Genomic DNA, 19,705 nt, shown 5'->3' with positions numbered 1-19,705 from the left:
ATGATCGAAATCCAGGTCCTCCGGCCCAACGATTGGTCCCTGTGGCGCGAGCTCCGGCTGCGGGCCCTGACCGAATCGGCGGCGGTCTTCGGTTCGACCCTCGCGGAGTGGAGCGGACCCGGCGACACCGAACAGCGCTGGCGCGCCCGGCTGACCGATGTCCCCCTCAACTTCGTCGTGCGCTTGGACGGCATGCCCGTGGGGATGGCCGGCGCCTACATCCGAGACGACGAAGCGGCAGAGCTGATCTCGCTGTGGGTCGCCGAGTCCGCCCGCGGCCGCGGCGTGGGCGACGCGGCCGTGCGCGCGGTCGTGGACTGGGCGGGCCGGCGCGATGTCGTGCTCTCGGTCAAGTCCGGCAACGACAGTGCCATCGCGTTGTATATCCGTCACGGATTCGTCGACGCCGGACCGTCACCCGATGACGACTGCGAACGCTTCATGCGCCGCGTCCACCAAAAAGTGGGCTGATCAGTCGGCGACGAGGCCGATGCCGCGGCCGATGTCGGCGAGGGTGGAGTCGAAGAGGACGTCGGGGTGGCTGACCGGGATGGGGTAGTTGCCGAAGACCTCGAGGGTGACGTGGCCGTAGAGGCGGGCCCAGAACTGGATCATGACGTAACTGACGCCGAGGTCCAGCTTTTCGGCGGGGAACTTCTGACCGGATTCGGCGAGCACACGGAGCAGGTCGGTCTGGAACTTGATGAGGTCGTCGCGGAGCTCGGGCGGGATGAGGGCCGTGGGCGGGGTGACGACGTCGTAGTCGGTGAGGAGACGGCCGGCGGCGCCGAGGAAGATGCGGCCGACCGGTTCGCCGAATTGCTGCATGGCGCTGGTGATTCCGGCCCCGACCGGGGAGGCGAAGACCAGGGTGAATTCGCGGGAGTGCGTGAGGGCCCAGCGGCGGAAACCGCGGCAGATGGCGAAGAAGCGGACGCCCGCGTCGTCGGGGAGGCCCTCGATGGCGGCCTCCAGATCCTTTGCCAGATCGGCACATACGTCGGTACGGACGGCGGCGACGAGGTCGTCGCGGGATTCGTAGTACCGGTAGAGCGCGGGAGCGGTGATGCCCAGCTCCCGCGCGATGGCCCGCAGCGTGATCGCGTCGGGCCCTTGGTCGACCAGCAGTGACCGCGCGACGCGCCGGATGTCGGCGTCGCTGACCGCCGGCATCCGGCCGCGTCGGCGAGGTTCACTCATGCTGACTCCAAATGTCGAAAGAACGGGGCCCCTACCGGGTTACGCACACTACCTCCTCGGGGCCCGGACGCTCATTCGTACGCGACTTCCCAGCTCTTGATGCCGTTGAGCCAGCCCGAGCGCAGGCGCACCGGCTCGGAGATCTGGTGCAGGTTCGGCATCACGTCGGCGATCGCGTTGAAGATCAGATCCAGCTGCAGGCGAGCCAGATTCGCGCCCACGCAGTAGTGGGTGCCGGTGCCGCCGAAGCCGACGTGCGGGTTGGGGTTGCGCAGCACGTTGAACTTGTACGGGTCTTCGAAGTAGTTCTCGTCGAAGTTGGCCGCGCTGTAGAACATGCCGACGCGCTGGCCCTTCTGGATCAGCTGGCCGCTGAGCTCGACGTCCTCGATGGCGGTGCGCTGGAAGGCGATGACCGGGGTGGCCCAGCGCACGATCTCGTCCGGCGCGGTGCGCGGACGCTGCTCCTTGTAGAGCTCCCACTGGTCCGGGTTGTCCACGAACGCCTTCATACCGTGCGTGGTGGCGTTGCGGGTGGTCTCGTTGCCGGCGACCGACAGCAGGATCACGAACCAGGCGAACTCGTCCGACGCCAGCGACTCGCCGTCGATGTCGGCCTGCAGCAGGGTGGAGGCGATGTCGTCCATCGGGCAGGCGCGGCGCTGTTCGGCCAGGTTCCAGGAGTAGCCCATGACCTCGGCGGTAGCGACCTTGTGGTCACCGTTGAACTCCGGATCGTCGTAGCCGATCATCTGGTTGGACCAGTCGAAGATCTTGCCGCGGTCTTCCTGCGGGATGCCGATGAGCTCGGCGATGGCCTGCAGCGGCAGCTCGCACGCGACCTGCTCGACGAAGTTGCCGGAGCCGTTCTTCTTGGCCTCGTGCACGATTCGCTCGGCGCGCTCGCGCAGCGCGTTGCGCAGCGACTCGATGGCGCGCGGGGTGAAGCCCTTGGAGATGATCCGGCGCAGCTTGGTGTGGCGCGGCGGGTCCATGTTCAGCAGCAGGTAGCGCTGCACCTCGATCTCTTCGCGGGCGATGTCGCCGTAGAAGCGGATGACCGCGGTGTTCTCCTCGTTGGAGAAGGTCTCCGGGCTCTTGGAGATCTCCTTGATGTCATCCATCTGGGAGATGGCCCAGTAGCCGCCATCGTCGAAGCCGGTGAGGCCATTGGCCTGCGGCACCCAGAAGGGCTTGGCCTGCTTGCGGAGTGCGGCGAACTCTTCGACCGGCAGACGCTGCGCGAGCAGGTCGGGGTCGGTGAAGTCGAAACCGGTGGGGATGGACGGCGCGGACACGGAACCTCCTTTGGAACACGTTCTCCACCGAGTGAACCACACCACAGCCGGGTTTGTGAACACCTTTTACTAAAACCCGTTCACTAGATGTCGCCGCCTCCGGAAACAGGACGCGCCCGCTGCGAGGAACACAGCGGACGCGACGGTTTCGGAATTGACGGTCAGTATGCGCCCTCGCCCCTGGTCACCGCGCCGATGGTCTTGGCGATCAGGAGCAGATCCAGGACCATGGACCAGTTCTCCACGTAGGACAGATCGAGGCGCATGGCGTCCTCGGGGGTCAGATCCGAGCGGCCGCTGACCTGCCAGAGACCGGTGACGCCGGGTTTCACCAGCAGGCGGCGGCGCATGACGCCGTCGTAGGAGTCGACCTCGCGCTGGACCTGCGGACGCGGGCCCACGATGCTCATCTCGCCGCGCAGCACATTGAAGAACTGCGGAAGCTCGTCGAGCGAGTACTTGCGGATGACCTTGCCGACCGCGGTCACCCGCGGATCGTCGCGAACCTTGAAGAACAGCGGGTTGCCGCCGTTGCTCTCGATGAGCGCGTTGATGTGCGCCTCGGCGTCGGCGTACATGCTGCGGAACTTGATCATCCGGAAGGGCCGCCCGTCCCGGCCGATCCGCTCGGAGAGATAGAAGACCGGACCGCGACTGGTGACCTTCACCGCCAGCGCGATGACGGCCAGCGCCGGAGCGATGGCCAGCAGGGCGGCGCAGGCGAAACAGAAGTCGAAGACGCCCTTGCGAATCGACTTCGCGCGGTCGTACTGCGGCTTCTCCACGTGCAGCATGGGCATGGAGGCGACCACCCGGTGGGTGAGCCGGGTGCCGGCAATGTCCACCAGGCCCGGTGTCACGATCAGTTCGGCGCCCAATTCGTCCAGCTCCCAGGCCATCCGGCGGAAGTCGGCCGGGCCGAGGTTGTCGGTGGCGGTGACCGCGACGGTGTCGGCCCCCGTCCGCCGGACCGCCTCGATCACGGCGTGATCGCTTGCGACAACCGGGATCTCCCGTCCGCCCACCTCCAGCGCGGCGTCCGCGAGCGCCCCCTCGTCCCGGGTGCACACCCCGATCACCTGGTATCCGGAGTCACGGTCGCGGGAGAAAGCCGCGAGCATGGCCCGCGCCGCCTCCGGGCTGCCGACCACCAGCATGGCGGTGCGGTAGTGGCCGCGGGCGCGGCGCCCGGCCACCCAGCGCCGCCAGATCCGCCGCTCCACCATGAGCCCGATCATGCCGAGCGGCAGGGCGATGGCGAGATAGCCGCGAGCGATGTCGACACGAAGTAGCAGCGACACAATAGCTATTCCGCCGAACAGCTTCAGGGAAGCGGCCACCACACGCCGGTATTCCTCTGTGCCACTGCCGATTACGCGCGGCGATCGGGTACCGCTGAGAGTCAGCGTGACCGACCACGCCAGTGCCAGCACGGCCGACACCATGGTGTAGCGAACTTCCAGCGGTAGTTGGGAGGCCAGCGGCGGCTCGGCCCCCGCGCCGCCGAAGCGAATCCATTGGGCAAATCCGATGGATAGTACTAAAACGATTAAGTCACTAATGAACAGCCGATGCGCGTAATCCGCTTGCCAGCGTTCACGATCCGAGCGCGGCTCGGGACGTGGAGGCCGCGACGCGCGCACGGCGCGACCGGCAGAAATTTCGTAACTCATGAAACGAACGCACCTCCCCCACGGGAGAACTCGGTTCCGATCCCCGCTGATCAGTTCCAACGACCGGCCGACGCCGGATTCCCAAGGGCTTTCAGGACCATGACAACCGATGTGGCCGCCGAGTCTTTCGGTGGCCAGATGCCGAATGTTACACAACCACGGTAGCGCGCAGGATGTAACCCGTAGGGCCCCAACGTTTCCGAAAAGTAACGGGATCCGTGACGACCGGATTCCCGCACCCCTCCCCCTATTTCCCCTATTCGCAAAATCGCAGGTTGAACTACGCAAGATCCACCGTGTGAGCTGGTCGAAACCCTTGCACCGCAAGGCTCGAACGTTTGCCGACCGGACGCCTGGTTCTGCGGGTCGCAGAAATCCAGTTGCTTCGGCCTCATCGGTCACTCGCCGGGCGCCCCGAACACCACGCAATCCTGTTGTAACGTAAGGCCGGACCGAGCCGACCACAGGTCATCCGGCGCTGCGCGGGCAGCCCGAACTCGGTGAAAGGTGGGGAACTTCGTGCAATGCCGTCTTTGCCATTCCGATCGACTGCGCAGCGTGCTTGATCTGGGCGCCACACCGCCGTGTGAAAAATTCCTCACCGCCGGCGAACTGGACCTGTGCGAACCGACATATCCGCTGCACCTGAGGCTGTGTGAAAACTGTCTGCTGCTGCAGATTCCGGCGCTCATCACTCCGGAGGAAACATTCACGGAATATGCCTATTATTCGTCATTTTCGGAGAGCTGGGTTCGGCATGCCGAGCTCTTCGTCGATCAGGCAATCACGCAGCTAAATCTGACTGATAATAGTTTCATAATTGAGGTGGCGAGCAACGACGGTTATCTCCTGCAGCACGCCGTGACCGCCGGCATCCCGTGCCTGGGAATCGAGCCGTCGGTGAATGTCGGTGCGGCAGCACGCGACAAGGGCGTACCCACCGAGACCGCCTTCCTCGACCAGGAGCTGGCCGCCCGGGTGCGCGCCGAACGCGGGCCGGCGAATCTGGTGGTGGCCAACAATGTCTACGCCCACATCCCCGACCTGCTGGGTTTCACCAGGTCACTGCGTGCGCTCATGGCCGACGACGGCTGGCTGTCCATCGAGGTGCACCACGCGCTCAACCTGGTGGCGCTGGCCCAGTTCGACACCATCTATCACGAGCACTTCCAGTACTACACGCTGCTGTCGGCCCAGCGGGCCCTGGCCACCGCCGGCCTGGCCGTGGTCGACTGCGAACTGATTGGCACACATGGCGGTTCGCTGCGCGTGTGGGCCCGCCCCGAGGGCGTCGGCACCCCCACCGCACGGGTTGCCGAGGTGTTGCGACTGGAGGCCGATGCCGGTCTGCACGAGGTCGCCGGCTACCTCGAACTGCGACCCGACACCGAGCGGGTGCGCCAGGATCTGCTGCGATTCCTGCTCGACGCCAAGGCATCCGGCAAGCGCGTGGTGGGCTACGGCGCTCCCGGCAAGGGCAACACCCTGCTCAACTACTGCGGCATCCGCACCGACCTGCTCGAGTACACCGTCGACCGCAACCCCTACAAACACGGACGGTTCACACCCGGCACCCGCATCCCGATACACGAACCGGAGCGGATCGACGCCGACCGCCCCGATGTGGTGCTGGTGCTGCCCTGGAACCTGGAACGGGAGATCACCGCGCAGCTGCGCCACGTCACCGACTGGGGCGGCGAGATCGTCTACCCGCTCCCCCACCTTCATCATGCGACGCTCGACGACGCCGCCGCATCCACTCATGCAGAAAGGCAAGCGAAGTGAAGGTCGTACTGTTCTGCGGCGGTTACGGCATGCGGATGCGCAACGGCACCGAGGACGTGATCCCCAAGCCGATGCAGATGGTGGGCCCGCGCCCGCTGATCTGGCATGTCATGCGCTACTACGCGCACTTCGGGCACAAGGACTTCATACTGTGCCTGGGCTACGGCGCCGCGCACATCAAGAACTTCTTCCTCACCTACCAGGAGTCGGTGTCCAACGACTTCGTCATCCGCGGCGGCACAGTGGAGATGCTGCAGTCCGATATCAGCGACTGGACGATCACCTTCGTCGACACCGGGGTGGAGTCACCCATCGGTGAGCGGCTGCGCCGGGTGCGCGATCATCTCGCGGGCGAGCGGTACTTCCTGGCCAACTACGCCGACGTGCTCACCGACGCCCCACTGAACGAGATGATCACCCGGTTCCAGCATTCCGGGGCCGCAGCCTCCATGATGATCGTGCCGCCGCAGTCCTCCTTCCACTGCGTGGACGTGAACTCGGCCGGAGAGGTCAAGAACATCACCCCGGTCTCGCAGCTGCCGATCTGGGAGAACGGCGGCTATTTCGTGCTGACGCAGGAGATCTTCGAGCATCTGCCGCCCGGAGGGGATCTGGTGGAGGACGCCTGCGGCGCACTGGCCGCACAGGGCCGGATGTTCGGCTATCAGCATCACGGGTTCTGGAAGCCCGCCGACACCTTCAAGGAGCGCGCCGAGCTGGACACCGGCTATCTGCAGGGTGACCGCCCGTGGATGGTGTGGGAGCAGCGCAGCGCATGATCCGACTCGACACCGGCGCGATCACCGAGATCGCGCTGCTGGCGGCGCATTGCGACGATCTCGCCATCGGGCTGGGCGGGACGCTGCTGACACTGGCCGAGGCCGTGCCGGGCCTGCGGGTGCGGGCGCTGGTGCTCACCGGTGCCGGCACCGACCGCGCCGAGGAGGAACGGGCCGCGCTCGAATCCCTCTGTCCCGGCGCGGATCTGGAGCTGCGAATCCTGGACGTGCCGGACGGCTACGCGCCCGCGCACTGGGCGCGGGTCAAGGACGCGGTGGGCGCGCTGCGCCGCGACTGCGCGGCCCAGGTGGTGTTCGCGCCGCAGCGCGGGGACGCCCATCAGGACCACCGGCTGCTGGCCGAGCTGGCGCCCACCGAGTTCCGCGACCACCTGATCCTGGGCTACGAGATCCTCAAGTGGGAGAACGACACCCCGCAGCCGGCGGTCTTCCATCCGCTGCCCGCGGGCTGCGCGGAGCGCAAAGCGACGCTGTTGATGAAACACTATCCCTCACAGCGCAATCGGGACTGGTTCGATGAGCAGTCCTTTCTGGCCCTGTCCCGGCTGCGCGGGGTGCAGTGCCGCGCCCAGCACGCCGAGGCGTTTCTGCTCGAGAAGGCCACCATCACTTTCGGAGGTGCATAGTCATGCGCGTGCTCGTCACCGGGCATCAGGGGTATCTGGGTACCGTCATGGTGCCGTTGCTACAGCAGGCCGGCCATGAGGTGACAGGGCTGGACAGTGGGCTTTTCGCGGAGTGCGTGCTGGGCGAGGCACCGCCCGCGCCGCCCGCCCTCGCGGTGGACCTGCGCGATGTGACCGCCGATCAGTTCTCCGGTTTCGACGCCGTGGTGCATCTGGCGGCGCTGTCGAACGATCCGCTGGGCGCGCTGACGCCCCGGATCACCTACGACATCAACCATCACGCGTCGGTCCGGCTGGCGCGACTGGCCAAGGACGCCGGGGTGCGCCGATTTCTCTACGCGTCCACGTGTTCGGTGTACGGGGCGGCCGGGGACGGCCTGGTGACCGAGGACGCGCCGCTGCGTCCGCTCACCCCCTACGCCGAGTCCAAGGTCCGGGTCGAGGACGATGTGGCCGCCATCGCCGACTCCGGCTTCTCCCCCGTATTCCTGCGCAATGCCACGGCATTCGGGTTCTCGCCGCGGCTGCGCGCCGATATCGTGCTCAACAATCTGGTCGGGTACGCGGTGCTGACCGGTGAGGTGAAAGTGCTCTCGGACGGCACGCCGTGGCGGCCGCTGGTGCACGCGCAGGACATCGCGCGCGCCTTCGCCGCCTGCCTGGCGGCGCCCGACGAGGCCGTGCACTGCCGCGCCTACAACGTCGGCACCGAGGCCAACAATCTGACGGTCGCGCAGATCGCGCAGGCGGTGGTCGACGTGGTCCCGGAATCCACGCTGGTCATCACCGGCGAGAGCGGCGCGGACCCGCGCTCGTACCGGGTCGACTTCGGTTATGCCCGCAAGGAACTGGGCTTCGAAGCGGAGTGGAGCATTCCGGACGGCGCGGCCGAGCTGTACCGGGAATACCGCGCGCGCGAGCTCACCGCCGGGGCCTTCTTCCAGCGTTTCACTCGCCTGGCGTGGCTGAAGTCGCTGAAGGAGACCGGGGTGCTGGACGACGAGCTGCGCCGGATCAGGACCGAGGTGTGAGATGAAGGGCGGCGAGCAGCTCGCGCCACGAGCCCGCACCCGCGTCCCGCTCCGACACCACGGTCACCGGCTGCGGCCAGGTGATGGCCAGGTCCGGATCGTCATAGGCGACACCCAGGTCCTCGGCCGGGTCGTGCGGGCGGTCGATGCGGTAGCAGACATCGGCCACCTCGGTGAGCGCCTGGAAGCCGTGCAGGAAGCCGGGCGGGACGTAGAGGTGCCGGAAGTCGGTGTCGTCCAGCAGGAATGCCTGCCGGCGGTCGAACGTCGGCGAATCCGGGCGGATGTCGACGAGCACGTCGTGCACCGCGCCGTGCGCACAGCGCACCAGCTTGGCCTCGCCGCGCCCGGAGCGGCCGTGCATACCGCGCACGACACCCCGGTTCGAGCGCGACTGCGAGTCCTGTACGAACGTCGCCGACACCCCGGGCGTGCCCAGGTGGGCGTCGAATTCCTCGGCGTCGAAGGTTCTGGTGAACAGGCCGCGATCATCGCGGAACGGCTGCGGGATCAGGAGCAGGACATCGGCGAGGTCGGTCGATTCGATGCGCACCAGGTCATCGTGCCATGAGCGGCGAACCCCGGTACGGGTGTCGCGGCTGCGGGCTGGGACCGCTGGCCCGGGTGCTGGATCTCGGGAAAATGCCTGCGGCAGACGACTTTCCGAGTCTCGCGTCGGCGGGCCTGCAGCGCGAAGGACCTGGTCTGGCGGCCGAGGCGGCGCATCCGCTGGCCATGGACCTGTGCGCCGTGTGCGGGCTGGCGCAACTGGCCGAGGACGACACTGTCACCGCCGAACCGCGCGGCGTGGAGCCGCAGGCGCTGCGGGATCAGGCGGCGGACGCGGTGGCCCGGGTGGCCGCGGCGGGCCTGCTGCCCGGCGGCGGGACGGTGCGGGAGTTCGGCAGCCCGCACGGCGGCAGCTGGCTGCCGCTGCTGACCCAGCGCGGGTACCGGGTCACCGACCGGCCCGCCGATGTGGTGATCGACTGCTTCGGCATCATGCACGAGCCCGATCAGCGGGTCGCCTTCGCGCAGCGCGCGGCGGCCACCGCGCCGGGCGGGGTGCTGCTGATGCAGTTCCACTCCTTGCACGCCATCGTGCGCCAGGGACAGTGGAATGCGTTGCGGCACGGTCATTTCGCCTACTACACGATGGGTTCGCTCCAGGGCCTGCTGCGCGCGGCCGGGCTGGCGGCGGTGACCGCGTGGGAGTTCCCGCTCTACGGCGGCACGGTGCTGGCGGCGGCGGTGCACGCGCCCGCCGTCCCCGGTCCCGCCATCGCACGGATCCTCGCCGCGGAGGCGGCGGTGGCGGACCCGGTGGTGGTGCGTGGGCTCCAGCGCGCCTCCGACCAGCAGGCACGGTCCCTGCGCGCCTGGCTGAAAGCCGAAACCGCCTCCGGTAGAACCGTTTACGCATACGGGGCGGCCTCGCGTGCGGTCGCGCTGCTGCATCTGGCGGGCGCGCATCGCGGCCTGCTGGCCGGGGTGGCCGATGCCTCCCCGGGCAAGCAGGGCCGCCGCATGCCCGGTACCGACATCCCGATCCTGTCTCCGGCGGAACTCGTTGCCGCGCAGCCGGATCGGGTCCTGCTGACGTTGCCCGATCTGTTGCCGGAGGTCTCGTCCCGGTGGCCCGAACTTCACGGGAAGTGGGTGATCGACGTGACCGAATCGCTATGAAAGCCAGCAAATCTCGCCCGGCACGCGGATGAATCCGCCGGGCACGCACCACGTCGGCCTGTGATACCGATCATGGGGTCGCGGCCACACGCAGGGTAATCGAGTGGGTTAGTCTCGGCGTGGGGGTCGATCATCGGCCGAGGGGACGGGGGACGGCGTCTCCCGTCCCATAACACTGGGGAATCATCAAACACGCGTAGGCAATACGCAGCAATACCTGATGAGGGAATGGGAACATCATGCGCAACAACACGACTGCGCTCTCTCGCACCGCGACCGTCGCGGTCGCGGGCACCATCGGCCTGGTTCTGAGCGGCGGCGCCTCGTCGGCCGCCGTCGACGCCGCCAATTCGATCGTCGACCAGCATGGTCGGACGGTCCAGGCCATCTCCGCCGATACCAAGATCGATTTCGTGCCGCCGCTGGACGGCAATCCGCTCACCCGGGAGTGGTTCCACAGCGGCAAGGCCTGCTTCAAGGTCGACCTCCCGGCCGGAGACCCGTGGACCGGCCACATCACCCTCGGCTACCAGGTCGGCTATCCGGCCACGCTGTCGGGCAAGCTGGAATTCCAGTACCAGACTCCCGGCCTCGAGCTGGAGATCGGCAATGACCCCAAAGCCGATGTCTTCAACCTGATTCCGACGCTGGGTGTGACCCTCGACGTCGGCTTCGGCCCCGGCATCCAATCGGTGGACGCCGCCGGCGGCGATGTGTCCGGCACCGAGGGCTGCATCACCATGTCCGGCTTCCACGGCACCGTGTCCGGGGTGCTGGGCACCACCACCATCCGGCCATTCGTGCGGCTGGTGAGCAGCAGCGGCGACACCGTTGTCGCCTACGGGCCGCTGTCGAGCATCTAGCGGCGGCGGTCAGTGCAGCAGGTCCGGGCGGCGCAGTGCGGTCGCGACCGTCCGGACCCGCACCCGTTCGGCGGCGGCGCGCGCCAGCCGCCAGTCGCCGCCGAGGACCGTGCCGCGGCCGACGTACTGCGGATACTCCGCGCCCAGGCGGTGATGGAAGCGCAGCATCTCGGTCAGCTTGCTGACAGTCGAGGTCTGGCTGCACAGGTTGAAACTCGAATTGCGCCAGGCGGCCAGGATTTCCGGCATGCCGTAGAAGTCGCCGAAGGCGCACACGCGGGCGAAGAGATCCACGTCCATCGGGAAGACCAGATCGCCGCGGAAGCCGCCCACCCGGTCGAAGTCCTGACGGCGGAAGAGCGCCGCCGCGGTGGGGCCGAAGTCGGCGGGGCCGCGGTGCACGATGGTGCGCATGAGGGCGCGGGCATTGCGGCGGCCCAGCAGGTTCGGCAGGCCCAGATCGGTCTCCTCGACCGCGCCGTGCTCGTCGATGACCTGGAATTTGGACGAGCAGATGGCGATGCCGTTGTCGCCCATGATCTCCAGCTGCTTGTCGAGAGAGCCGGGCAGCAGGATGTCGTCGGCGCAGACGACCTTCACGAAGCGACCCGAGGTCAGCGAGACGGCCTTGTTCCAGTTCTCGCCGATGGGCAGGGTGTCCTCGTTGCGGTGCACGTGCACCCGCGGGTCGTCGAAGGATTTCGCGATGGCGCCGGTGTCGTCGGAACTGGCATTGTCCAGGACGAGCACCTCGATATCGGTGTCCTGGTCCAGAATCGAGCGCAGCGTCGTCGCCAGGGTGCGGCCGGAATTGTAGGCCGGGACGCACACCGAAAGGTTCTTCATCGTTCCCCCTGAACTGGTTCGGCTGGTTCGCCGGGTGCGCCCTCACCTCCTGCCACGAGCCCGTACACCCGATCCAGACCCGCGCGGCCGGCGTCGATCTGTTCAACTGCCCTCTGCTGCAGCGTATCCCGCAGTTCCGGCGCGGATTCCCACAGCTGGCGAATCGCACGTGACAGCTCGGCGTCGAGGTTGTCCACGTCCAGGTGCACGATGCGCAGACCGGCCCCGGCCGCGCCCGCGCCGAACATGTCGGCCAACCCATAGAATTTGTCGTCGTAGTACTGCGACGCCGTTACAGCCACGGCCGGAATGCCCTGGGAGAGTGCGAAAACCGCGAGGTGGTAGGCGCTGGTCACCAGCACCCGGCAGCGCGAGACCTGACGCGCCACGTCCTGCGCGGTACCCGCGCGCCCGATGACGGGCCGGGCGCTCGCCGCGCCCGTGAGCAGCGGCAGCGTGTGGCGGCGGTCCTCGTCGTCGTATTCGGAGATGATGAGCGGGGCCAGCGCGGTGTTCAGCTCGGCGGCCTCGCGGCGCACCACCACGCCGAGGGTGTCGCGGGCGGAGTCGCTCACCTTGGAATAATCTGAAATGCGCAGGCACAGACCGAGATCGGTGCCGATGCAGGGCCGCCGCAGCCGGTAGGCGAACTCCACCGCGTCGTCGCCGGTGACCATGATCTTCTCGGCGGCGACGCCGAGTTCGGCCAGTAGCTTGGGGCCGCGCCGACCCTCGCGCAGAGCGATGAGGTCGGCGCCCGGCAGCACCTCGGCCGCGCGGCGCAGCAGGTGCGCATCGCGCATGGGGCCCAGGCCCTGGCCGATCATGACGTTCGGAATGCCTTGGCGCTGTGCGGCTTCCAGCAGGTTGAGGGTGCGATGGGCCTGGTAGAGGTCGACATCGGTCATGTAGCCGCCGCCCTGGGCGATGACCAGGTCCGCGTCGGCGAGGGCGGCGGGCACCGGCGGCAGGTCGGGCATGCCGGCGGGTTCGGGTTCCCGGTCGCCCGTGGTGAGGACGTGGACCTCCTTGCGCGCCCAGTTCTTGGCGCCGCGCAGATAGTGTTTGGGCACCTCGGTGGCGGAGCGCCAGCGCATGGCGGCGGGGCCGAGCACGTGGACCCCGGCGGCCTCCTCCAGCCGGCCCGCGAGACCGCCCCGGCCCCAGTGCCCGCCGGTGTTGGCCGGCACGGGTTCGGCCTGCGGCAGCACGCCGCGCAGAATGTGGGGTTCGTCGGTGAGCATGCCGATCCGGGCGTGCGGCCAGTGTTCCCGTAGGCGTTCGACGGTCATCACCATCATGGCGATGTCGCCGCGATTGCGTAACCAGTACTCGCCATTGTCGACGAGCACCCTTATTTTCCCGGCACCATCCCCCGCGCCAGAGTTCCCCACGCTCGATTCCTTCCGACGCCCGGTCCGAGCACGAATCCGCAGCGAATCTATCGCACGTCCAGTGCTTCGCGCCATACGGTGCGGGGTCCCGGAATGCGAAATCGTTTCAGTGGCAGGATCATCGGCGCGGCAGCACCGACCGGTCAGCTGGGGAACAGGGGGCTCACCAGATTGCTGCACAGCCACTTGCCGTCCATGTACTCCATGGACAGGGTGATCTTCTGGTGATTGGCGGTGTCGGCCTTGCCCTGGGTGGAGTTGATCTGGGTGACGTCGACGGCCAGATCGTAATGAGTATTGCTGCCCGAGGTCACCGTGCAGGCCGCGTCGGCGGCGCGGGTGTGCTCGGAATCCGACTCCAGCAGCACTCGGATGGTCGGCAGTAGTGTCTCGGCCTCGGATTTCCAGGTGCCGGTCGCGCCCGCGATCACCTTCGACTGCCAGCCGTCGCCATTGCTGTAGTCGTAGGTGCTCATGAGTTCGGCGTAGGCGCAGGCGGCCTTGGTAGCCGCGGCCTGGGAGGCGTCACCGGCTACCGGCGACTGGGAGCGGGAGCGGCCGTCTCCGTTGCCGAAATGGATTGCACCCGTTCCGAATCCGACGCCCAGGCCACCGGCCGGCAGGAGGGCGGCAAGGAAGGCGCCGAGCAGCACCTTGCGGACGTGGCGGCGCGGCGCGGCGGGCGGGGCAGGGGTGGCGTCGACGGGATGCGGGCCGCTGCCGGCCGAGCCGTACTGCGGTGGCGGCGCGGTGAGCAGGACCTGCGGAGGATTGATCCGGGTCTGCGGCGCCGCGACCCGGGGGCGCTGTGCACTGAGCTGGGTCGGCAGCTCGCCGTACGGGACCGGCGCGGGCTGGGTGGGCATGCTGGGTTTGGTGGTCGCGCCGGTGAACTTGCTCGGATCGAAACCCATCCGGGACTGCGCCACAGCGGGATTCGGCGGCACGGCGCTTTGCTCAGCGGGTCCATCCTGGCGGGAGCCCGGCCCCCAGGGGCCGTTCGTTGCCGCGAGCGCCTGCTCGACGGCCGCGGCCAGTTCCCCGCAGCTGCCGAAGCGCTGGTCCCGGTTCTTGGCCAGCGCCCGGTCGATGACCGCGTCGAACGCGGCGGGAACGCCGGTGTGCACCAGGCTCGGCCGGGGGATCTCGGCGCCGAGGTGGGCCGCCACCAGCTGTGCCGTGCTCTCGCCCGGATACGGCAGCCGGCCCGTGAGCATGTGGAACAGCGTGCAGCCCAGGGCGTAGACGTCCGCCCGATGGTCGGTGTCGCTGCGCAGTTCGAACTGTTCGGGCGCGGCGTACTGGAAGCTGGCGTACATCTCGCCGGTCCGGGTCAGCGCGCCGGTCTGGTCGACGGCCTTCGCAATGCCGAAGTCCGCCAGGTATACCCGTTGATCCGGGCCCCAGGCCAGCAGGATATTGGCCGGTTTCACATCCCGGTGCAGCACGCCGGCGCGGTGCGCGTGGTCCAGCGCCCGCGCGGTCTCCCCGATGATGCGCACCGCGTGGTCGGGCCGGATCGGACCCTCCCGCAGGATCGCCGACACATCGGTGCCCTCGACGTACTGCATGGCCATCCAGAGGCGGTGGCCGTCATTGCCGCGCGCGTACACCGCGACGATGTTCGGATGCGACAGCCGCGCAGCGGTATCGGCCTCCCGCAGGAAGCGCGCCCGCACCTCGGGGTCGTCGGCCTTGCCGGAAGCCAAGAGCTTCAAGGCCACCGAACGTGGCAGATCCTTGTCCTCGGCGAGATAGACCTCCCCCATCCCGCCCACCCCGAGCAGCCGTTCAATGGTGTACCCCGCGAAAACCTGCCCCTGCGCGAGTGTCCGCCCCACAGCCTGCCTACCTCCGACCACGTCGTGCCCGCCGATCACCGTAACCCAGATCCGGCAGCGCGGCGTCGGCGTTAATCGGCGGGCTGGACCTGGAATCGGAGATCGGTGATCTGGCCGGAGTCGTCGCAGTGCAGCTTGCGCAGCCGAACCGGCGCTGCGCCTTCGAACAGTCGCACTCCGCTACCGAGCAGGATCGGCACGATGTGCATGACGATCTCGTCCACGAGCCCGGCCTCGAGGCATTGCCGGGCCAGATTCGCGCCGAAAATCCCGAGGTCGTCTTTCCCCGCCGCGGCTTTCGCCGCGGCGACCGCCTCCGCGACACCGCAGGACAGGAAGGTGACATCGGGATCGTGCGGCGCGTCCCCGGGCCGGTGGGTGAGCACGAATATCGGCCCGGACCACATGCCGCCGTACAGTTTCCGATCGCCGGTCCCGGGCTGGTTGCCCAGGTCGTATCCGCGTCGCCCGGACAACACGGCCCCGGTTCGCCGCATCGCCTCCACCCCGAGTGGGCCCGCCGCGCCGTGCCCGAACATCCACTCGGTGGAGTCGTCCTCCGGTGCGATGAACCCGTCCACCGACATCGTGATGTGCCACAGAACCTGAGTCATGGGAGTGGAGACGGGTCGGGAGGCGCAAACTCATCGGCGGCGGCCGGTCCTATCGACGCGGGAGCATGCGGTCCGCAGGCCGCAATGCCCAGGACGCGAGGACCAGCGCCACGATGCCGGCGGTGACGGTCAGATGCATACCGGCGGCGCCGTAATCGCGCTCGACCAGGTGCGAGATGAAGGCTCCGGTCATGTTGAAGAACATTCCGGCGTAGGCCCATTCCTTCAATCGCGGGAAGCCGGGAACCAGAATCGCGGCGCTGCCCAGCAGTTTCCACGTTGCGATGAGGGTGAGGAAGTAGGTGGGATACCCCAGAATCGTGTGGGTTTCCTGGGTCCCGTACTGCTGGGTGTACTCGCCGTAGGCGCCGCTGACCATCATGAACGCCAGGCTCACCGTGCACGCCCAGTAGGCGTACGTGCGAATCCGGCCTCGCGCGGCCGGGGTGGTCCGGGTCGGGATCTGCTGCGTGATGGTGGCCATGGTCTGCTCCTGTCGGGATGCACTCTTCGGTGTCATCTCCTCGACCATCGGCACGCGGGAAATGTGACAGCACCCAGTGCGAGTGTGCTTACGACAGGTCGGAGAAGCGCACGGTGTGGGCGACGGCGGTCACCTGCAAGCCGTTGGCGCTCGGCTGGATGGACGTCAGCTGCGCGCCCAGCGGCAGCCGCTGCAAGGGCACGGTGAAGGTGAGATTTTGTTGCAACAGGGCCAGCGGAATCGTCGGGCCGCCGGCCGCGGCCTGGACCGAGACCGGAGTGACCACGATGCCGTCCTCGGTCGGCGCGACGGTGACGACGACCGTCGCGGGCACCGACAGACCCTCCACCGAAAACGTTCCCTTCACCCGCAGTCCGTCCGGAGCATAGGAGATCGACTGCACCCCCTCCGGGGCAAAAGTCTGCACGGTGTCGTACGGAACCAGAGCCGTTGCGGTCGCCGTCGCGGCAACCAGATTCGAGGTGCGGCTGTGCACCACATCACTCAGCGGCGCAGATACATCGGTCAGGCTGACATCGAGATCGTGAACAGAAATCTGCTGTCCACTCCAGTCGCCGACCTTGATATCGATGTCATGGAAATTACCGTCAACAGCCTGCGTCAGAAATGGGAAGCCACCGATCTCCACGCGCGGCTGCTGCGGAAGGTTGTACTCGGTAGCAATCTGGCGCCCGATCTCGTTCTGTGCCACCACAACCCCGACCCGGTCGCCCACGACCAGCGCAATCGCCAGCACAACCACCAACATCAACAACGCACGCATGCACTCACCCGCTCGGCCATCCCACCATCATGCTGTCGATCGCGACCATCCGCCGCCTCCGACTCGCCACCGGGTCCGGCGTAGGGCGGCGACCTGTTATTTCCTCGTGAGGCGTCGGTCAAGCCATGACTCGGCGTAGCGGAGGGCGGCGGTGGCCATGCCGGTCGGGCGGGAGGTGAAGGCGTGGGTGGACTCGGGGTAGACGCGGATGTCCACGTCGTTTCCCGCTGCGGAGAGACGGGCTGCCATAGCCAGGTTGTCTTCGAGGAGGAGATCCAGAGATCCGACCATCAGTAGCGTCGGGGGCAGGTCGGCGAGGTTGCCATACAGGGGGGATATGTCCGGGTCGGTGCGGTCGGAGATGTGGCCGGCGTAGGCCTGGATGAAGTACTCGTCGGCGTAGAGTCTGCCGCCGGGAGATTGCCCGCTGAGGTCGTAGGCGCCGAACTGCAGGACGGCACCGGCGAACCGATCGGCCAGGTCTCGGTCGCGCAGTCGTAGCAGGGTGGTCATGACCAGGGTGGATCCCGCGGATGCTCCGCCGATCGCCAGATCCGTTGTCCCGAACAATGATTCCGCATGTTCCAGGACCCAGAGCGCGGCAGTTTCGCAGTCGTCGGGGGCGGCGGGCCAGGGATGCTCCGGCGCCAGGCGGTAGTCGACGCTCACCACGGCTACCCCGAGGGCGTCGGCAAGGCGAGCATTGCGCGCATCCTCGCCGGCCGCCGAGCCGAGATAGAAGCCTCCGGCGTGGATGTCGAGATAGGCGGCTCGGATCTCGGTGTCCCGGGGGACCGTGATCCGCACCGGGACTCGACGGCCGCCCGTCTCGGCGACGTGCTCGGTAGCCCTGGTGCTCGCGCGAGGGAGGGACGTGGCATATCTGTCCCGCACCGCGAGGAGCTCCTCGAAGGTGGCCGGGCCGGCAACAGGTTTCGAGGCTGCGTTGAGCCGCCGACATTCCGCGACATGAATGCCGAGTTCCTCATCGATCAGCCGCGTGAGTCCGATCTCCACGTTTCTCCTGTTCACTGCCCGGTACCGCGCGAATGTCAGCGGCGCATCGCCGCATCCGAACACCCTCGCATCGATCAGGAAGATGCAATCAGCCGAGGCACCGGACATCAAACAACCAATCCACCTGCCGCGCACAACGTTTGGTTGTGCGCCGCACCCAACGTGGCCCTACTGCGGTTGCTGGAAGCCGCCGATCTTCTCTTCGAGCAGTTCGGCCAGCCGCAGTGGGGTGCGGTCCTCGAACATCGGGCCGATGAGCTGAACGCCCACCGGGAGCCCCTCGGATGAGAGCCCCGTCGGGATGGCGGTGGCCGGCAGGCCGGGCATGGTTGCCACCCCCGCCCAGACGAGCTGGTCGCCGAATGGGTGTGCGACGCCGTCGATGTCGATCCGCCGGTCCCGCATATCGGCATTGTGGTCGTGCGGGAACGCGGGAGTCGGCGTGATCGGGCACACGACGACATCGAACTCACCGAAGAGCTGCCGCCAGGTCTGGCGGTGGAATTCGCGTCGGGTGTTCGCCTCGATCCATTCGCGGTGGCTGAAGACGGCGCCGCGCACCCAGGCCACCTCGGAACCCTCTGCGTCCGCGGGCAGTCCGGCGGCGACCGCCCGCACCTGCTCGTACTGCTCCGCCGGCATGCGCGCCGCGAGGTTCGAAACCAGCAGCTGCGTATAGAGGGTCGCGGCTTCGGTGAGATCGGGCAGCAGCGGACTGTGCCGTTCGACGCGAGCCCCCTCGGCGGTGAGCGCGCCGGCGACTCGGTTCAGCCCGGCCCGCACGGCCGAGCCCGTAGGAATCAGCGGGTGCTCGTCGATGATCAGGACGCGGAAGTCCGACAGCTTCTCGTGGCGGGCGGGCGGCAGAGCCACTTCGTACGCGACACCGAGGGTCAGCGGATCCGGTCCGGCCATGACATCGAGCAGGAGCGAGAGGTCGCGGGCGGTACGCGCCATCGGACCGACGACGGCGAGATCGATCTCGGCCGGCAGTGCCGGTGCGGGCGGCGGCACCATACCGCGCGTCGCCGCCAACCCGAGGGTCGGCTTGTGCGCGTACACGCCGCAGAAATGCGCCGGAGTGCGCAGTGAACCACCGATATCGGACCCGATGGACAGCGCGCCGAACCCGGCCGCCAAGGCCGCCGCCGATCCACCGGAAGAGCCACCCGGCGAACGCCCGTGGTCCCACGGATTGTTGGTGGTGCCGTAAATCTCGTTGAAGCTCTGCAGATCCTGCAACATGAACGGCACATTGGTCTTACCGAGCATCACCGCACCGGCAGCCTCGAGCCGCGACACCTGCACCGCGTCCTCGGCCGGCACATAATCCCGGAACGCAGGTATACCCCAGGTCGTGGGCAGCCCAGCCATGTTGTAGGACTCTTTGACCGTCACCGGAATCCCGAGCAGCGGCTTGTCCTCACCCCGCCCGCGCGCCTCATCAGCCCGACGCGCCGCAGCCCGCGCCCGCTCGAAGTCCGGCACACAAACCGCATTGATCGCCTTGTCGTCCCGCTCGATCCGCGCAATCGCCTCCTCGGTCAGCTCCACCGAGGTCACCTCACCAGCGCGCATTGCCGCCGAAAGCTCTTCCGCCGCACGAAAACTCCACTCCATGAACCCGACCCTACCGCCGTGCGCCGGTCCCTCGACCCGACTTTCGCCGCCCCACGATCCGCGGAAGCGTCCGCCACGACAGACCTCGCCCGGTCGTCGATCGCGGCCCACCGCAGGTCACGGTGTCCGCGATGGACTGTTCC

19 protein-coding genes are annotated in these 19,705 nt (G+C 67.7%); 7 read left to right on the top strand and 12 right to left on the bottom strand.

Translation table 11 applies throughout. The features are described from left to right. A complete protein-coding gene (locus ABZV44_RS43410) occupies nucleotides 1-471 on the top strand; it encodes a GNAT family N-acetyltransferase (RefSeq protein WP_354850557.1) in 471 nt (156 codons plus the stop codon). On the opposite strand, the gene ABZV44_RS43405 is transcribed toward ABZV44_RS43410, so the two are convergent. From ABZV44_RS43405 to ABZV44_RS43395, 3 genes are all read right to left on the bottom strand, one after another. Further along, a complete protein-coding gene (locus ABZV44_RS43405; RefSeq protein ID WP_354850554.1) occupies nucleotides 472-1,200 on the bottom strand; it encodes a TetR/AcrR family transcriptional regulator in 729 nt (242 codons plus the stop codon). It lies immediately after the preceding gene. A 71-nt stretch (nucleotides 1,201-1,271) separates the two neighbouring features. Further along, nucleotides 1,272-2,498: a cytochrome P450 gene (locus ABZV44_RS43400; RefSeq protein ID WP_354850552.1), complete on the bottom strand. Its 1,227-nt coding sequence runs from the start codon at nucleotides 2,496-2,498 to the stop codon at nucleotides 1,272-1,274. Between the two features lie 161 nt (nucleotides 2,499-2,659). Then, nucleotides 2,660-4,171 (bottom strand): sugar transferase, encoded by a 1,512-nt coding sequence (locus tag ABZV44_RS43395; protein WP_354850549.1) that lies wholly within the window; start codon nucleotides 4,169-4,171, stop codon nucleotides 2,660-2,662. A 519-nt stretch (nucleotides 4,172-4,690) separates the two neighbouring features. Here ABZV44_RS43395 and ABZV44_RS43390 point away from each other — a divergent pair. The 4 genes from ABZV44_RS43390 to ABZV44_RS43375 are packed head-to-tail and all read left to right on the top strand — an operon-like array spanning nucleotide 4,691 to nucleotide 8,413. Next, nucleotides 4,691-5,956 (top strand): class I SAM-dependent methyltransferase, encoded by a 1,266-nt coding sequence (locus ABZV44_RS43390; RefSeq protein ID WP_354850547.1) that lies wholly within the window; start codon nucleotides 4,691-4,693, stop codon nucleotides 5,954-5,956. Next, on the top strand, nucleotides 5,953-6,735 hold the full coding sequence (locus tag ABZV44_RS43385) for a sugar phosphate nucleotidyltransferase (RefSeq protein WP_354850544.1): 783 nt from the start codon (nucleotides 5,953-5,955) through the stop codon (nucleotides 6,733-6,735). Before ABZV44_RS43390 ends, ABZV44_RS43385 begins: the two co-directional genes overlap by 4 nt. Then, nucleotides 6,732-7,382, top strand: coding sequence for a PIG-L family deacetylase (locus ABZV44_RS43380; RefSeq protein ID WP_354850542.1), 651 nt, complete (start codon nucleotides 6,732-6,734; stop codon nucleotides 7,380-7,382). The genes ABZV44_RS43385 and ABZV44_RS43380 overlap by 4 nt, the downstream gene beginning before the upstream one ends. 2 nt (nucleotides 7,383-7,384) lie before the next feature. Then, nucleotides 7,385-8,413, top strand: a complete 1,029-nt coding sequence (locus ABZV44_RS43375; protein WP_354850539.1) for an SDR family oxidoreductase — start codon at nucleotides 7,385-7,387, stop codon at nucleotides 8,411-8,413. Here the strand turns inward: ABZV44_RS43375 and rfbC are convergent. After that, nucleotides 8,397-8,966 (bottom strand): dTDP-4-dehydrorhamnose 3,5-epimerase, encoded by a 570-nt coding sequence (gene rfbC / locus ABZV44_RS43370; protein ID WP_354850536.1) that lies wholly within the window; start codon nucleotides 8,964-8,966, stop codon nucleotides 8,397-8,399. The two genes, ABZV44_RS43375 and rfbC, sit on opposite strands and share 17 nt — an antisense overlap. 14 nt (nucleotides 8,967-8,980) lie before the next feature. Between rfbC and ABZV44_RS43365 the strand changes: the two genes are divergently transcribed. Both ABZV44_RS43365 and ABZV44_RS43360 read left to right on the top strand, forming a co-directional pair. Next, nucleotides 8,981-10,099 (top strand): methyltransferase domain-containing protein, encoded by a 1,119-nt coding sequence (locus tag ABZV44_RS43365; protein WP_354850533.1) that lies wholly within the window; start codon nucleotides 8,981-8,983, stop codon nucleotides 10,097-10,099. A 239-nt stretch (nucleotides 10,100-10,338) separates the two neighbouring features. Next, nucleotides 10,339-10,962: an MspA family porin gene (locus ABZV44_RS43360; protein ID WP_354850530.1), complete on the top strand. Its 624-nt coding sequence runs from the start codon at nucleotides 10,339-10,341 to the stop codon at nucleotides 10,960-10,962. A gap of 9 nt (nucleotides 10,963-10,971) precedes the next feature. Here ABZV44_RS43360 and ABZV44_RS43355 read toward each other — a convergent pair whose 3' ends face one another. From ABZV44_RS43355 to ABZV44_RS43320, 8 genes are all read right to left on the bottom strand, one after another. Further along, on the bottom strand, nucleotides 10,972-11,808 hold the full coding sequence (locus ABZV44_RS43355; protein WP_354850528.1) for a glycosyltransferase: 837 nt from the start codon (nucleotides 11,806-11,808) through the stop codon (nucleotides 10,972-10,974). After that, the gene (locus ABZV44_RS43350) at nucleotides 11,805-13,160 is read right to left on the bottom strand and encodes a polysaccharide pyruvyl transferase family protein (RefSeq protein ID WP_354850525.1); all 1,356 of its coding nucleotides are present in this window, start codon (nucleotides 13,158-13,160) and stop codon (nucleotides 11,805-11,807) included. Before ABZV44_RS43350 ends, ABZV44_RS43355 begins: the two co-directional genes overlap by 4 nt. Before the next feature lie 185 nt (nucleotides 13,161-13,345). Further along, nucleotides 13,346-15,043: a protein kinase gene (locus tag ABZV44_RS43345; RefSeq protein WP_354850522.1), complete on the bottom strand. Its 1,698-nt coding sequence runs from the start codon at nucleotides 15,041-15,043 to the stop codon at nucleotides 13,346-13,348. 71 nt (nucleotides 15,044-15,114) lie between these two features. Continuing rightward, nucleotides 15,115-15,657: a dihydrofolate reductase family protein gene (locus ABZV44_RS43340; protein ID WP_354850519.1), complete on the bottom strand. Its 543-nt coding sequence runs from the start codon at nucleotides 15,655-15,657 to the stop codon at nucleotides 15,115-15,117. Nucleotides 15,658-15,706: 49 nt separating this feature from the next. After that, nucleotides 15,707-16,141, bottom strand: coding sequence for a DoxX family protein (locus tag ABZV44_RS43335; RefSeq protein WP_354850516.1), 435 nt, complete (start codon nucleotides 16,139-16,141; stop codon nucleotides 15,707-15,709). An 88-nt stretch (nucleotides 16,142-16,229) separates the two neighbouring features. Beyond that, nucleotides 16,230-16,925 (bottom strand): DUF2993 domain-containing protein, encoded by a 696-nt coding sequence (locus ABZV44_RS43330; RefSeq protein ID WP_354850513.1) that lies wholly within the window; start codon nucleotides 16,923-16,925, stop codon nucleotides 16,230-16,232. A 96-nt stretch (nucleotides 16,926-17,021) separates the two neighbouring features. Beyond that, on the bottom strand, nucleotides 17,022-17,900 hold the full coding sequence (locus ABZV44_RS43325; protein ID WP_354850595.1) for an alpha/beta hydrolase: 879 nt from the start codon (nucleotides 17,898-17,900) through the stop codon (nucleotides 17,022-17,024). 210 nt (nucleotides 17,901-18,110) lie between these two features. Next, nucleotides 18,111-19,562 (bottom strand): amidase, encoded by a 1,452-nt coding sequence (locus ABZV44_RS43320; RefSeq protein ID WP_354850510.1) that lies wholly within the window; start codon nucleotides 19,560-19,562, stop codon nucleotides 18,111-18,113. Nucleotides 19,563-19,705: the final 143 nt, after the last annotated feature.

The sequence above is a fragment of the Nocardia sp. NPDC004860 genome, assembly GCF_040609015.1.
GTDB lineage: Bacteria > Actinomycetota > Actinomycetes > Mycobacteriales > Mycobacteriaceae > Nocardia.
The sequence above is the reverse complement of the archived record's forward strand: the minus strand, read 5'-3'. Positions and strand labels throughout refer to the sequence as shown.